The 12861-nt window shown below is 68.5% G+C and carries 15 protein-coding genes; 6 read left to right on the top strand and 9 right to left on the bottom strand.

The genetic code is table 11. The features are described from left to right. Window positions 1–58: 58 nt before the first annotated feature. Window positions 59–856, top strand: coding sequence for an ABC transporter permease (locus LTV02_RS11600; protein ID WP_233041552.1), 798 nt, complete (start codon window positions 59–61; stop codon window positions 854–856). 76 nt (window positions 857–932) lie between these two features. Here LTV02_RS11600 and LTV02_RS11595 read toward each other — a convergent pair whose 3' ends face one another. Continuing rightward, the gene (locus LTV02_RS11595; protein WP_067709173.1) at window positions 933–1268 is read right to left on the bottom strand and encodes an RNA polymerase-binding protein RbpA; all 336 of its coding nucleotides are present in this window, start codon (window positions 1266–1268) and stop codon (window positions 933–935) included. Window positions 1269–1489: 221 nt separating this feature from the next. Here LTV02_RS11595 and LTV02_RS11590 point away from each other — a divergent pair, with 221 nt between their 5' ends. Continuing rightward, window positions 1490–1816, top strand: coding sequence for a hypothetical protein (locus LTV02_RS11590; protein ID WP_084523362.1), 327 nt, complete (start codon window positions 1490–1492; stop codon window positions 1814–1816). On the opposite strand, the gene LTV02_RS11585 is transcribed toward LTV02_RS11590, so the two are convergent. Continuing rightward, window positions 1788–2867 (bottom strand): hypothetical protein, encoded by a 1080-nt coding sequence (locus tag LTV02_RS11585; RefSeq protein WP_233039996.1) that lies wholly within the window; start codon window positions 2865–2867, stop codon window positions 1788–1790. The two genes, LTV02_RS11590 and LTV02_RS11585, sit on opposite strands and share 29 nt — an antisense overlap. 172 nt (window positions 2868–3039) lie before the next feature. Continuing rightward, window positions 3040–3723 carry a M23 family metallopeptidase gene (locus tag LTV02_RS11580; RefSeq protein ID WP_067709170.1) on the bottom strand — a complete coding sequence of 228 codons (684 nt, stop codon included), beginning with the start codon at window positions 3721–3723 and terminating at the stop codon, window positions 3040–3042. A 183-nt stretch (window positions 3724–3906) separates the two neighbouring features. Between LTV02_RS11580 and LTV02_RS11575 the strand changes: the two genes are divergently transcribed. Together LTV02_RS11575 and LTV02_RS11570 are read left to right on the top strand one after the other, a co-directional pair. Further along, window positions 3907–4233: an ArsR/SmtB family transcription factor gene (locus LTV02_RS11575; protein ID WP_067709168.1), complete on the top strand. Its 327-nt coding sequence runs from the start codon at window positions 3907–3909 to the stop codon at window positions 4231–4233. A 219-nt stretch (window positions 4234–4452) separates the two neighbouring features. Further along, complete coding sequence (locus tag LTV02_RS11570; protein WP_233039995.1) at window positions 4453–5352, top strand: EamA family transporter; 900 nt, start codon at window positions 4453–4455, stop codon at window positions 5350–5352. 12 nt (window positions 5353–5364) lie between these two features. Here the strand turns inward: LTV02_RS11570 and LTV02_RS11565 are convergent, their stop codons facing one another. Then, window positions 5365–6183 carry an MBL fold metallo-hydrolase gene (locus LTV02_RS11565; protein ID WP_233039994.1) on the bottom strand — a complete coding sequence of 273 codons (819 nt, stop codon included), beginning with the start codon at window positions 6181–6183 and terminating at the stop codon, window positions 5365–5367. A gap of 113 nt (window positions 6184–6296) precedes the next feature. Between LTV02_RS11565 and LTV02_RS11560 the strand changes: the two genes are divergently transcribed. Beyond that, window positions 6297–6905 carry a helix-turn-helix domain-containing protein gene (locus tag LTV02_RS11560; protein WP_233039993.1) on the top strand — a complete coding sequence of 203 codons (609 nt, stop codon included), beginning with the start codon at window positions 6297–6299 and terminating at the stop codon, window positions 6903–6905. Window positions 6906–6936: 31 nt separating this feature from the next. Here the strand turns inward: LTV02_RS11560 and LTV02_RS11555 are convergent, their stop codons facing one another. Further along, window positions 6937–7926, bottom strand: a complete 990-nt coding sequence (locus LTV02_RS11555; protein WP_233039992.1) for a glycosyltransferase family 9 protein — start codon at window positions 7924–7926, stop codon at window positions 6937–6939. 177 nt (window positions 7927–8103) lie between these two features. On the opposite strand from LTV02_RS11555, the gene LTV02_RS11550 reads away from it, so the two are divergent. Next, window positions 8104–8454 carry a hypothetical protein gene (locus tag LTV02_RS11550; protein WP_233039991.1) on the top strand — a complete coding sequence of 117 codons (351 nt, stop codon included), beginning with the start codon at window positions 8104–8106 and terminating at the stop codon, window positions 8452–8454. Between the two features lie 5 nt (window positions 8455–8459). Here the strand turns inward: LTV02_RS11550 and LTV02_RS11545 are convergent, their stop codons facing one another. From LTV02_RS11545 to LTV02_RS11530, 4 genes are all read right to left on the bottom strand, one after another. Continuing rightward, on the bottom strand, window positions 8460–10874 hold the full coding sequence (locus LTV02_RS11545; protein WP_233039990.1) for a phosphocholine-specific phospholipase C: 2415 nt from the start codon (window positions 10872–10874) through the stop codon (window positions 8460–8462). A gap of 8 nt (window positions 10875–10882) precedes the next feature. Then, window positions 10883–11326 (bottom strand): SRPBCC family protein, encoded by a 444-nt coding sequence (locus LTV02_RS11540; RefSeq protein WP_233039989.1) that lies wholly within the window; start codon window positions 11324–11326, stop codon window positions 10883–10885. A gap of 262 nt (window positions 11327–11588) precedes the next feature. Beyond that, window positions 11589–11831 carry a hypothetical protein gene (locus LTV02_RS11535; protein ID WP_233039988.1) on the bottom strand — a complete coding sequence of 81 codons (243 nt, stop codon included), beginning with the start codon at window positions 11829–11831 and terminating at the stop codon, window positions 11589–11591. A 201-nt stretch (window positions 11832–12032) separates the two neighbouring features. Further along, the gene (locus LTV02_RS11530; RefSeq protein ID WP_233039987.1) at window positions 12033–12785 is read right to left on the bottom strand and encodes an SDR family oxidoreductase; all 753 of its coding nucleotides are present in this window, start codon (window positions 12783–12785) and stop codon (window positions 12033–12035) included. Between the last annotated feature and the right edge of the window lie 76 nt (window positions 12786–12861).

Here is a 12861-nt window from a genome sequence, read left to right as displayed (position 1 = left end):
AAACGCCACCCCGCCGGCTCCGGCCGCGACGGGGAGAGCCGGCGCGCCCGGACCACTCATGTTGCTGCCCCGCGTCTTCCGCGACAGCGCCACCGTCGCCTACCGCAATCTGCTGACCATCCTGCGGGTGCCGACCCTGCTGGTGACCGCGACCATCCAGCCGCTGATGTTCGTGTTCCTGTTCGCCTACGTCTTCGGGGCTTCGCTGGGCGGCAGTCAGTACCGGGAGTTCCTGCTGGCCGGAATCTTCACTCAGACAGTCGCTTTCAACGCGGCCTTCACCACCGTCGGCCTGGCCAACGATCTGCACAAGGGCATGATCGACCGGATGCGGACGCTGCCGATGTCGCGGCTGGCGGTGCTGATGGGCCGCACGCTGTCGGACACCGTGGTCAATATCCTGGCGCTCAGCGTCATGGTGGGCTGCGGATATGTGGTGGGGTGGCGGATCAACGGCGGAATCGCCGATGCCGTCCTGGCTTTCGCGGTGATCCTGCTGTTCGCCTTCGCCATGTCGTGGGTGGGCGCCATCACCGGGCTCATGTCGCCGAGCGTGGAAGTGGCTCAGAGCGCGGGCCTGATCTGGCTGTTCCCGCTCACCTTCATCTCCTCGGCGTTCATCTCGGGGGAGTCGCTGCCGGGGCCGCTGCGCACGGTGGCGGAATGGAATCCGATCACCGCGGTGTCGGCGGCCGGGCGCAAGCTGTTCGACAACGGCTCCCCGCCCACCTTCGTGCCCGCCGACGGCTGGCCCGCCGAGCATTGCGTGGAGTACTCGGTCATGTGCTCGCTGGGCATCCTGGCCATCGCGGTGCCGCTGGCGCTGCTGCAGTACCGCAAGGTCGCCAGCCACTGACGCCGGGTTGATCGGCACACAGCAGAAGGCCCCCTCTCCGGCTCGGGAGAGGGGGCCTTTCTCGTCTTCGGGGGTCTCAGCCCCGGCGGCGGCTCTTGATCAGATCCATCCGCTCCTGGAGCAGCTCCTCGAGCTCCTCCTTGCTGCGGCGCTCGAGCAGCATGTCCCAGTGGGTCCGCGGCGGCTTCACCTTCTTGGGCTCCTGCGTGGTGCCCTCGAGCAGAATGCCCTCCTGGCCGTTGCGGCACAGCCAGGTCGGGGGGATCTCGGCGTCATCGGCGAAGGGAACGTCGAATTCCTCACCGTTCTCGGTGCGGTACTTCGCCATCCGACGCGGCGCGAGGTCGTGGTCGCGGTCGGTCTCGTAGCTCACCGCTCCGAGACGACTGCCACGGAGTACGCGATCTGCCATGAGTGCGGTCCCTTCTCGCCTGTCGGCAACGTTCTAGATCAGTGATACTGCGACGGCGTGGTGTCATGCCCGGTCGTGATGTCCGGTCATCATGTCAACGCCGCCGCGCACGTTTCGGTTCCCCTGCGGAGAACCCTGCCATTCTACCGGTCGCGCGCCGATGCTCGCGCCCGGCGTGCCCACCACCCGCGCGAGCGCCGAAACCATTAAGGTGACGGACCATGTCGCGCACGCGCCTGCTGTCCTGCCTGTGGTGCGGGAGGGAGATCGCCGAATCCGAACTCGGCCGTCGTCGTCGGTACTGCCGTCAGTCCTGCCGGCAGCGGGCGTACGAACATCGAAACAGCGTGAAGGGCACCGGTATTCCCGAGGATTCGGTGGTACTCAGCGCCCAGGAGGTCGCCGACCTCTCCGATCGCTGGTTCGCGGCCCGCTGCGCCGCCGAGGACGTGGCCACGGCGGTCGCGGAGGGAGCCGACACCATCGAATTGACCGAATTGGCGGCGATTTTGGTGAAACTCACGCGCGATGCCGAGCGGCTGCGCTGATCAGGTGCGCGGGGATCGGCTGGGTGACGTCGGTGCCCGCGACCGGAAGTGACGGTGCGGCGGCCGGGTTCGCCCGGGTGCCGCGGCCGCGCACCAGATAGACCAGCGCGGCGCCCGCGGCCATGACCGCGGCGAGGGTGGCGAACGCGGCGAGGGTCGCGGCATCGGGGTGCACGAGCGACTGCCCGCGCAGCGCCTGCCACAGCAGCACGCCCACCAGTCCGGCGTAGCCGAGCGCGAGCACCCAGATCAGATCGGCGCGAGCGCGCTCGTTCCGCAGCCACGGCACGCGGGTGCGGCCCAGCCAGGCCAGGGCGAACACGGCCAGCAGCAGCAATTGGATGCCGTGCAGTCCGGCGAAGTGCGGGATGCGCATATCGCCGCCGACGGTGCTCCAGCCGGTGATCGGCATCCCGCCCACCCCGTCGCGCACGCTCGGCTGCCCTTCGACGATGGTGTGCCCGGCCACCAGCTCCACCGGCCGCCCGTAGGCGTCGGTGACCTGCTGCTTACCGCTGAAGCCCATGAAGTAGCCCAGGAACATGCCCGCCACCGCGATGAACAGCCCGGCGTGCACCGCGCGGCTGGTCGGACGGTCCAGGATGCGCTGCCACGACAGCACCGCCACGATGATCACGTTCGCCAGGAACAGCCCGGGCACCCCGGACTGGAAGACCTTCTGCCCGATCTGGTTGTAGGCGTCGGCTTGCAGATTGAAATGGCTGAAGGTGCCGCGCGCGGCCTGCACCACGATGAATCCGACGTCCACGATGCCGGTGACGGCGAAGACGGTGCCCATCCACCAGGTCAGCCGCCGTCCGCGATGCGGGAAGGACAGCAGCCAGGCCAGGGTGCCGGTGTAGAGGACGAACGCGACGGCGAACTTGAGCGGTTTCACCCACACCGATTCGCCCAGCAGCATGCGGTCGTCCACGGCCATGGCGAGGAGACAGAAGACGGCGAGGGCGGCCATGACGGCGGCGCAGCACAGCAGCGGGCGATGCGGGCGGCGGGACCGGTCGGTGCCGGGGGCGAGAGGCGCGGTGCTCATGTCGGTGACGTTATGGTCGCCGATCCGCGTGCCGCCTCACCCGGCGGTGCGGTTCGCCCGTAGTACCCGGGTATGAGAACAGCCCCGGCGGGGTGCGCCGGGGCCGTGCTGGAAACGCTTGTGCGGGAGGCGGTTCCGGGAACCCCTCATTCGGTTCCCGGAGGCCGGGAGATCAGTCGACGGGTGCGCCGACGTCCATGCCGCGGCCGGCCAGCCACGGGATCGGGTCGACGGGCGCGCCGGGGGCGGTGTGCACCTCGTAGTGCAGGTGCGGGCCGGTGGAGTAGCCGCGGCTGCCGACGGTGGCGATCTCGTCACCGGCGCGGACCTGCTGGCCGACCTGCACCAGGATGTCCTGCATGTGGCCGTAGACGCCGATGGTGCCGTCGTCCTGCTGCACGCGCACCCACAGGCCGAAGCCCGAGGCCGGACCGGCTTCGATCACGGTACCGTCGGTGACGGCACGGATCGGCGCGCCGAAGCCGTCGCCGAAGTCGATGCCGTTGTGCGCGGCGCCCCAGCGCTGGCCGAAGCCGGAGGTGAGCGGACCGGCCACCGGGCGCACGGTCTTGGGGCGGGCCTGCTCGACGTGCAGGTTGTTCAGGAAGTCCAGGACTTCCTGCGGGACGATCTGCGGCATCTGCGCTTCCACCGGGGTGAAGGCGAGGGGAGCGGCAACGGTGGTCGCGGTGTTCGCTACTTGATCGCTGACGGGTTCGCCCGCGGCGCTCGGGTCGGCGGCCGCCAGCACTCCGAGGGAGGAGGCGACGACTGCGGAAACGGCCACTGCACGAGTTGCGGCCGTCCGGTACTTGCCGGCCTTGCGGCTGAGAGATAACGGAACGGTTACGGGCATGCATCGAAGGTATGCCAACTCAGCTGCCGTTCAGAAACCGTGTGGCGACCGCCACATCGGTACAAAAGCCCAGTTGATATGTCACGGTGCGATAACGACACGCCGGTGATTCTGGAATGACGTAGGGAAATGCCCGGGCGTGCTGTATTGACCGCAGCGGGGGTGCGCGGGCAGTCTGTTTAAGTGCCGACTAACGGAGTGAAAGTGTTGAGCGCGCTCGCCGACCCCACTCGGCGGGCCGTGTTCGAGGCTTTGCCGCAAGGAAACAGGTCGGTGGGGGAGCTCGCCGAAGCGCTCGGGGTGACCAGTTCGGCTATCTCTCAGCATTTGAAGGTGTTGCGGGATGCGCGCCTGGTGATGGTGCGGCCGTCGGGCAATCGCCGGCTGTACTCACTGGACCCGCGCGGCCTGGCCGATGCCCGCGACTATCTCGAGCAGTTCTGGCCCAGTGCCATCGCCGCCTACTCCGCCGCGCTCTCGACCGCCCGCACCGACGCTCCGGAGCCCTGACCGACTGTCCGCCGCGCTCCGCCGAGTCATCGCATCGGCACTCGCGTGCGGCTTCGGGCGGGATCGCATCCGGCGTAACCGTGCCCCCTGGATCAGCGCATCGGCATCCGGCATCGCTTCGGCCGGCATCACACCCGCAGTGACTGGGCGGTGCCGGACGGCGAGTTCCGTTGCGGTCGGCCCGGTTCCGGCATCAGGGGCGGCCGTTAAGGTGTCGGCATGAGTGCGACCGTCGAGACCGCCCCGCCGCGCCGCAGGCGGTTGCCGGGGTGGTCGGTGCCGCTGGTGTTCGTGGTCGGCGCGGTGTCGATGTACGCCGGGGCGGCGCTGGGAGTGTTCCTCTTCGATACCGTCGAGCCCGCTACGGTCGCCTGGCTGCGGGCCGCGGGCGCGGGGCTGGTCCTGCTGGCCTGGCGGCGGCCGTGGCGGAATCGGTGGACGCGGCGCACGGTGGCGGTGGCGGCTGGGTTCGGGGTCGTGACGGTGGCGATGAATATCGCCTTCTACGAGGCGATCGCGCGGATCCCGCTCGGTACCGCGGTGGCCATCGAGTTCCTGGGGCCGATCGCGGTGGCCACCCTCGGTTCGCGGCGCGCCCGCGACGGGGTGGCTGTATTACTGGTGGCGCTCGGTGTGGTGCTGCTGGCCGGCGTCACTGTGCGGGCAGACGCGGCCGGCGCCGTCTTCGCCCTGGGTGCGGCGGCCATGTGGGCGGGCTACATCCTGCTGGGCAAGCGAGTGGCCGATGCCGGTGCGGGCATGGATTCCCTGGCCGTCGGCATGACCATCGCCGCAGCCGTGCTCGCCCCGATCCTGCTCACCCGCCAAACCCTCATCGACGCAAGCGTTTTCACCGATCCACGGGTGTGGCTGCTCGGGGCGGGCGTGGGCATCCTGTCCAGTGCCGTCCCCTACGGTCTCGATCAGCTGGTGCTGGAGCGGGTCGGGCGCGCCCGCTTCGCCCTGCTGCTGGCGCTGCTCCCGGCGACCGCGACCGTGGTCGGCGCGATCGCCCTGGGACAGTGGCCCACGGTCACCGAAGTGCTGGGCATCGCCCTGGTGATGCTCGCGCTCACTGTCAACGCCTGGCCGGCCGACCGGACGTCGGCGCCTGGATAGCGGCCGGGCCGATCAGCCGATCGGTGGTGCGAGGTACTGCAGCGTATACCCGTCCCCGGCCGGGGTGACGCGGGCGATGCCCGGGGAGTCCAGGTGCGCCCCGGCGACGAAATGGTCCGGGCGGCTGAGCTGTTCGAGTAATCCCGCCCGTGCCGCCCGGGCCTGCGTCTGGTCGCCGTCGTACTCCCATGTCACCCGCGGGCGATCGAACTGCAGGGTGGGAACGTGCACGGTGTCGCCCCACACCAGCAGGTGCCCGGCGCTGCCGCTGATCTCGAAGACGGTGTGCCCGGGGGTGTGGCCCGGTGTCGGGATCGCGGTGGCCCAGTCGTTGATCGGCATCGGTGCCGAGACGGCGACGACCCGCTCGTGCAGTGGCTCGAGCCGGCCGTCGAATACGGAGATGTCGCCCGCACCCATCCAGATCCGCTCGAGTTTCCCGAATGCCTGCGTGCCGTCCGGGGCGATCAGCCCGCTCACGTGATCCTCGTGCCGGTGCGTGATGCCGACATCGGTGATCGCCGCCCGGTCGATGCCCGCTTCCTCCAGTGCGTCGTAGATCAATCCCATGGTGGGGTCGTGCCAGACATTCGACCCGCCGGTATCGATCAGCAGTGAGCGCACGCCGTCGCTGATATAGAAGGCGTTGACCGCCAGCCGCAGATTGTCCTCGACCAGCGGCACCGCGGCCGGGAGTTGGTAGAAGGTGCGCCCGTCCTCGTCGCGCAACCGCGTCGGCGGCATGTCGATGTACCCGTCCCGCAGTGAAATCACCTGCAGCTCACCGAATTCGAAGCGGGCATGGTGCCGGCCACTCGAGACGAAACGCATGGGAACCTCCATCGGGTTGAGCGCATAGATCGAGTCTTCTATAGAAGATGTGATCTACTTTTGGAGAAACATACACTGTGGGCGGCGACGCATCCATCGATCGAGGAGCACGATTGGCCGAGTACGGCGCGCACGCGGACGAGCCACCGCAGAGTGATGATCTGGCGGGCGCTTTCGGTATCAATGTGCGCCGCCGCCGTGAGGAGGCGGGCCTGACCCTCGAGCAGCTCTCGATCCAGTCATCGGTGAGCCGGGCGATGCTGTCGAAGGTCGAACGCGGTGAGAAGAGCCCGACCATCGGCGTCGCCTCGCGGATCGCGCACGCGCTGGGCGCCTCGCTCTCGGACCTGGTCGGAGGTCCGGCCGGTGCCGCGTCGAATGTGGCGGTGGTGTTGCGCAAGAGCGAGCGCCCGGTATTTCGTGATCCGGACACCGGTTTCGAACGGTATATCGTCTCGCCGGTGCCGGGTGCGGGGGCGGGCGAGCTGGTCGCGCACTATCTGCCCGCGCAGGTCTCCACCGGTCTGCTGCCGGCGTATCCGCCGGGCACCGAGAAGCAGCTGGTGGTCCTGTCCGGCACCCTCACGGTCGCGATCGGCGGCATCAGCGAAACCCTGCACGCGGGGGATTCGGTGTTCTTCCAGGCCGACGCCGACCACGGCTTCGCCAACCGCACCGACGCGCCGTGCGAATACCTCATGGTCATCTCACGCCGGACCTGACGCGCGCCGAGCCCCTCCTGCCGGTGGGCGCTCAGCCCACCCGCCGATACGCCTGCTGCCCGCGCCGATCCAATCCCGTTCCGGGCCAAGGCCTTTTGCGCAGCTGCTTGTCCACCGCGTTGAGTACCTCGGGCACCCCGATCTTCAGCAGCCCCGCATCCACCTCGTGCCCGTCGGGATCGCCGGTCTGCCCGGCCCACAGCACGGCGTGCCGGCCGAGCAGATGCGGCGGCGGACCGTTGCGGCTGGGCGGGGTGGGCCCGAACAGCAGCACGGTGCGGGTGCCGAAAGCCGTTGCCAGATGCGCGACCCCGGTGTCCCCGCACACCACGAGCGCCGATTCGGCGACGGTGGCCGCGAGTTCGATGAGGTTCTGCTGCCCGGCCGCCACCCGCGCGGGTGCGAGCCCGGCGCGATGGGCGACCTCGAGGGCGATATCGCGTTCGGAATCGTCGCCGGTGAGGATGACCTCGCGCCCCTGCACCAGCAGATGCCGGATGACGGCGGCGAAGCGGTCGGCCGGCCAGCGCCGGGCGGCGGCGCTCGCCCCGATGTGCACCACCACAGCATCGCGATGGCTGGTGGTGGCGACCGGCGGGACCAGGCCGAGATTGCGGCGGTCGGCGGTGATCCCGTCGGATTCGAGCAGATGGCACCAGCGGTCCACATCGTGCATATCGGGCTGCCAGTCCGGTCCGGCCAACTCCGGGAAGGCCGGATTACGGTAGGTGAGAATGCGTGCGGGCCGCGTGCGCACCAGTTCGACGATCCCGTCGGCGCCGGCGCCGTGCAGGTTCACCGCCAGCGCCGGCGGCGTGCCGTCCCAGCGCATGCCGGTGGCTTCGCCGACGGGCACCATCTCATCGACGGAGGCGATCAGATCGACGATGGGTTTGAGCCGGTGCGGCGCGGCGAGCGCGATGTGATCGTCGGGCCTGGCCCGGCGCAGTGCGCGCAGCGCGGGGACCGCGGTGAGCAGATCACCCAGTCCGCGTGCTCGCAGCACGAGTACAACCGCCACCTGAGTTCTCCTAGCCGACTGATCGCCCACGAACCGTTGACCCTCCAACATCGAAGAGCCCTGGGTGTGGACTACCCGAAGGCTTTCCCGGTGAAACCCGGCGGTCGGCCCGATCAGCTGCCGGTTTCCGTACTACCGGCTGTCGTTGCAGCGTGGTGATCAACTACCGTGTGCGCTATGGACTTCGTCTACAACCTGGTGGTAGTCGCTCATCTGCTGGGTATGGCGGCCGTGGTCGGCGGATACGCCGCCGCTCAGCCGCGCGTGTCCGAGCTGATGGTCTGGGGCGCGCGGGCCCAGCTGCTGACCGGCATCATCCTGGTCGGCCTGGCCGAGTCGATCGATTCGCTCGGCAAGGACCCCAATATGACCAAGATCGTTGTGAAGCTGGTGATCTCGGTCGCGGTAGCCGGCTTCGCCGAAGTCGGGCGCGCGGATGCCAAGCGCGGCAAGGCCGTGCCGTGGATGACGCACGCCGCGGGCGGACTGGCGATCGTGAACGTGTTCGTCGCGGCCCTCTGGCACTGACGCGCTCACAGCACCAGGAAGCGGATCGGTTGTGCCAGCGCGGTATCGGTGTCGTCGAGGTGGTGCAGCAGGTAGACGCCGGAGGGCGGGAGCTCGACGGCGACCTCGTCGCGGATGCGCCCCGGCGGCAAGATGATCTGCCGTACGGGTGGCGAGGTGGGAACGGTGTCCGTCGCCGCGCCGGAATCCGGATAGACGGCCAGGCGATGCCGGCCGATCGGATGTTTCGTGCTGTAGTGCACGATCAGGTCGCGACCGGGTTCGTAGACGGATCGATCCAGCAGCAGCCGATCGAAGGGTGCGGCGTCGGCGGCGGTCATACCGGGCGTGCCGTTCTCGGCGTAGCCGCGCATCCGGCGCAGGAAGGCGGGGTCGGCCGGGGTGGTGACCGTGAAGTCGTACCAGCCCGCTCCGGCCGGTTCGGTGTCGAGGCTGAACAGTCGATCCACGCACCGGCCGGCGGGAACGTCGACCGGCCACGGGCCGTCGTCGCGATAGGCATTGGCGTGCAGCACGAATGCCGCCGCGGTCGGTCCATCGTTGCGGATGGTCACAGTGAGCTGCCGGTCTGCGGTCTGCGCGGTGGTGGCCGTGACTTCCCACGCGCCCGAAATCCGGTGTAGGCCACCGGCGAAGCGCCGCTGGAACCCGTCCGCACCGTAGACCGTGTAGTCGTAGTAGCCGGCGGGGGCGCGGAATTCCCGGATGACGGTGCCGCCCGGGCCGACGTCGAACAGTTGCGGCGTGCTCGCGGCGGTGAACGCGTTCGGATGGATCGCGTAGTGCGTCGCGGCGGTGCCCTCGTTGCCGAGGGCGATGGTCAGCGTGCCCGCGGCGGGGTGCTGGCGGGCGGTGACGCGCGGCCGGTACGGCAGCGGGATGCGGGACCTGCGGCCGGGATCCTGTTCGGGCAGCCGCTGCTGGGTGGGAACCCGCTGGGGCACGCCGTTTTCCGGTTGGGGCGCCGCCGCGCGTGCCGCGGGCAGGGTGGGCGCGGCGGTGCGGCCGAAGTCCAGCAGCGTGGTGAGGTCGCCGCACATGGCGCGCCGCCACGGGCTGATATTGGGTTCGGCGACGCCGGTCACCCGTTCGAGGAAGCGCAGCACCGAGGTGTGGTCGAACAGTTCGGAACAGACCGCCTGTTTGCTCCAGGGCGACACCGCGAGCAGCGGAACACGGCTGCCCAGACCGATATTCACCGATCCGAAGTACTCCTCGGGCGTGCCCGGCGGCGGCACCGGACCCGGAATGTGATCGAAGTAGCCGTCGTTCTCGTCGTAGTTGAGCAGAAAGACGGTGCTGTTCCATACCTCTCGGTCGCCGCAGATGCTGTCGAGCAGGTCGTGCACGATCGCCTGTCCGTTGCGCGGTCCCATACTCGGGTGTTCGGAGAACCGGTAGGGCAGCACGATCCAGGAGACCTTCGGCAACCGGCCGGCCGCCACATCGGTGCGAAACCGGTCGACGACGGTGCCCTCGGGTTCCCGCAACAGCCCGCGCTGCACCAATTGCCTTTCGTAGCCGGGCAATTCGTCGATTCCGCGTCGCAGCGCGGCCTCGAGCTGCGGCCGGCGTTCAGGGCGCTGCCGCAGCACGTCGTAGTAATAGGGGAAGTTCTCGAACGGCACCCCGCGTCCGGCGTCGGTGTATTTCAGCGCGGCCCGTGCCGCCACCCGGAACGGGGCGAAGTATTCCAGGGAGTTGTCGCCGTAGTTGTCCCACTCCTGATACACCTGCCAGCTCACGCCCGCGCGTTCGAGTCGTTCGGGGTAGGTGGTCCAGGACAGCCCGAAGATCGCTTCGCGCACATGCGGTGAGTACAGGTCCAGCAGCCGGGGCGGCAACCGGCGCATCCAGCGGATGCGGCGGGCGCTGCCGAACAGTTTCGGCTGCCAGTCGAAGGCGAAGTTCTCCAGCGCCAGCGGATTCCGCACGGTGCCGGTGAACAGATACATGCGATTGGGGTCGGTCGGGCCGTTCACCGAACAGTGGTAGCGGTCGCAGATGGTGAACGCCTCGGCGAGCTGGTGATAGAACTCGAGCGAGTCGCGGTCGTAGCGGACCATCGTGCCCGGGCCTTTGGCGGGAATCCACTGGTCGTAGCGGCCCTGCGCGTACGCCTGATGCCCGGTGCGCGCCGAATGATCGGTGCCGTCGATATTCTCCAGCGAGGTGGGATAGGGCAACACGAAACCGTCACCATCGGGCTGATGGAAAACCGAACGGCCACTGGACAATTGCAGCGCATTCAGATCCCCGTAGCCGCGCACTCCGGCGAGCCCGCCGAAATAGTGATCGAACGACCGATTCTCCTGCATGAGGATCACGACGTGTTCCACCGCGCCGAGCCCGCCCGCCGGCGCGGCCTCGGCCCAGACCCGGCTCAGGCTCTCCGGTAGCAGCGACCGCGCTTCCGCCACCCGGCGCCTCAGTTGTGCAGGGCGTAGGCGAGTTCGGCGAGTTGCCCCAGGGTGCAATCCAATTGGTCGTATCCGACGGCTTCGAGCGCGGTCGAGACGCTCGGGGTGATCAACGGGCCCGAGAACACGATGCTCGCGGTGACGGTGGTGCCGGTGTCGCACGGTTGCAGCCAGTAGCTGAAGTCGCACCGCACGCCGTCATGCCCGTGGCCGCGCAACGAAATCTGGTTGGGCGCGTCGAGTTTGGTGACCGTCCACTCCACCTCCTCGCTCATTCCGTGCAGCAGCACCTCGGAGGCGAAGGTCGAACCCTGGACCAGTCGCACCGGCGGGGTGCCCACGAAATCGCGGTGAATGCCGAACCAGTGCTCCCACGTGCCCGGGGAGACAATGGTCTCGTACAGTGATCCGAGGGTTCCCGGGACATCTTTGCTGAAGAGAATGGCGCCCATCGCGCTCCTTACGGTGTACCGAACAGTCGAAAAGTGCTGCGCCGATGCAGCATTTCGGCCGCCTCACACCGCTTCCCCCGCGCCGATGCGGTCGATCCTGGCATACGGCAAACGAGAGCACAATACGAGAAGTTCAAGGTAGACCTTGCTATTGCAAATGCAATCGCAATATGGCGTCCGGGTCCGGTAGCGCTCGCCGCCGCAGCCGTGCAGGCGCCGCGCGACCCGGGCCGCGGTGGTGGTCCGATATCCGGCGATTGCGTTACGGCCAGCACCAATCCAAGGTGGCCGATCCCGGCGTGGGTATGTGCACGCAGATGGTGATGCTGATATACGGTGCGTCGGCTTCTACACGGAAAGGCTGGCCTGCGCGGACCGCGGTGGGCTGATCCGCGGCCGGCGTGGGCTGCTGGGCCGAGGCGGACGGGGCGGTGAGAGCGACCAGCGGGACGGCAATCGCGGCGATCGCGGCGATCGCCGATGAGCGGGCTGTTCCTGCGCGCATGTGCATCTCCTTCGCATCCACGGTCCTGCGGTGGCCGCGGGGGTGAATCGGCATGGTGTGTTCCGGGCCGGGCCGTTCCGAGTGTCGGTGACCGCTCGGGCGAAGGAACCACCCGAAACGGGTGAGATCGGCGGATCCGCCGTGGCTGGCACGCGGTCGCGAGCAGCCCCCGGTGGATGCGCCCGGGGGCCGGTGGCCGGTTCAGCGGGTGGTGTAGCCGCCGTTGGCGAAGATGGTCTGGCCGGTGACCCAGCCGCCGTCGGTGACCAGGAATCGCACGAGCGGAGCGATGTCCTCGATGCGGGTCAGGCGACCGCCCATGGCCTGGGACTTGTGGAACTCCACCCGCTCCGGGGTCTCCTGCGGGTAGAAGAACGGGGTGTCCATGGGGCCGGGCGCGACATTGTTGACCGAGATGCCCCGGGCGGAGAACTCCTTGGCGGCGGCGCGGGTGAAGTGCTCGACGGGGGATTTGGCGCCGGCGTAGGTGGAGTAGCCGTCGGTGAACGCCGCGAGCAGCGAGGTGACGACGGTGACGATCCTGCCGTTGTCGGCCAGGCGCTTACCGGCTTCCTGGAGGAAGAAATAGGCGGCCTTGGCATTGATGCCGAACATCGAATCGTATTCGGCTTCGGTGGTTTCGACGATGGGCTTGCGCAGCACCTTGCCGACGGTGTTGACCGCGATGTCTATCGAGCCGAAGGCGTCGATTCCGGCATCGAACAGCGCCACGACATTGGCCGGGACGGTGAGGTCGGCCCGGAACTTGACCGCCTCGGCGCCGGCGGCCCGGACGGCGGCGACGGTTTTGTCGGCGTCGGGTTCGGTGCTCGCGCTGTTGTAGTGCACCAGCACGTTCGCGCCCTGTCCGGCGAGGGACGTGCTGATCAGCCCGCCCAGGTTCTTCGCGCCCGCGGCCACGATCGCTGATTTGCCGGTCAATGCGTTGCTCATGGTGGAGTTCCTTCGTATCGATTCGCTGGCTTGCGATTTCGACCCTAGGAACGGTATTCACAAATAGGAAACACAA

Source organism: Nocardia yamanashiensis, assembly GCF_021183565.1.
Classification (GTDB): Bacteria; Actinomycetota; Actinomycetes; order Mycobacteriales; family Mycobacteriaceae; genus Nocardia; species Nocardia yamanashiensis.
Note: the sequence above shows the minus strand (reverse complement) of the source record. Positions and strands in the feature narration are given on the sequence as shown.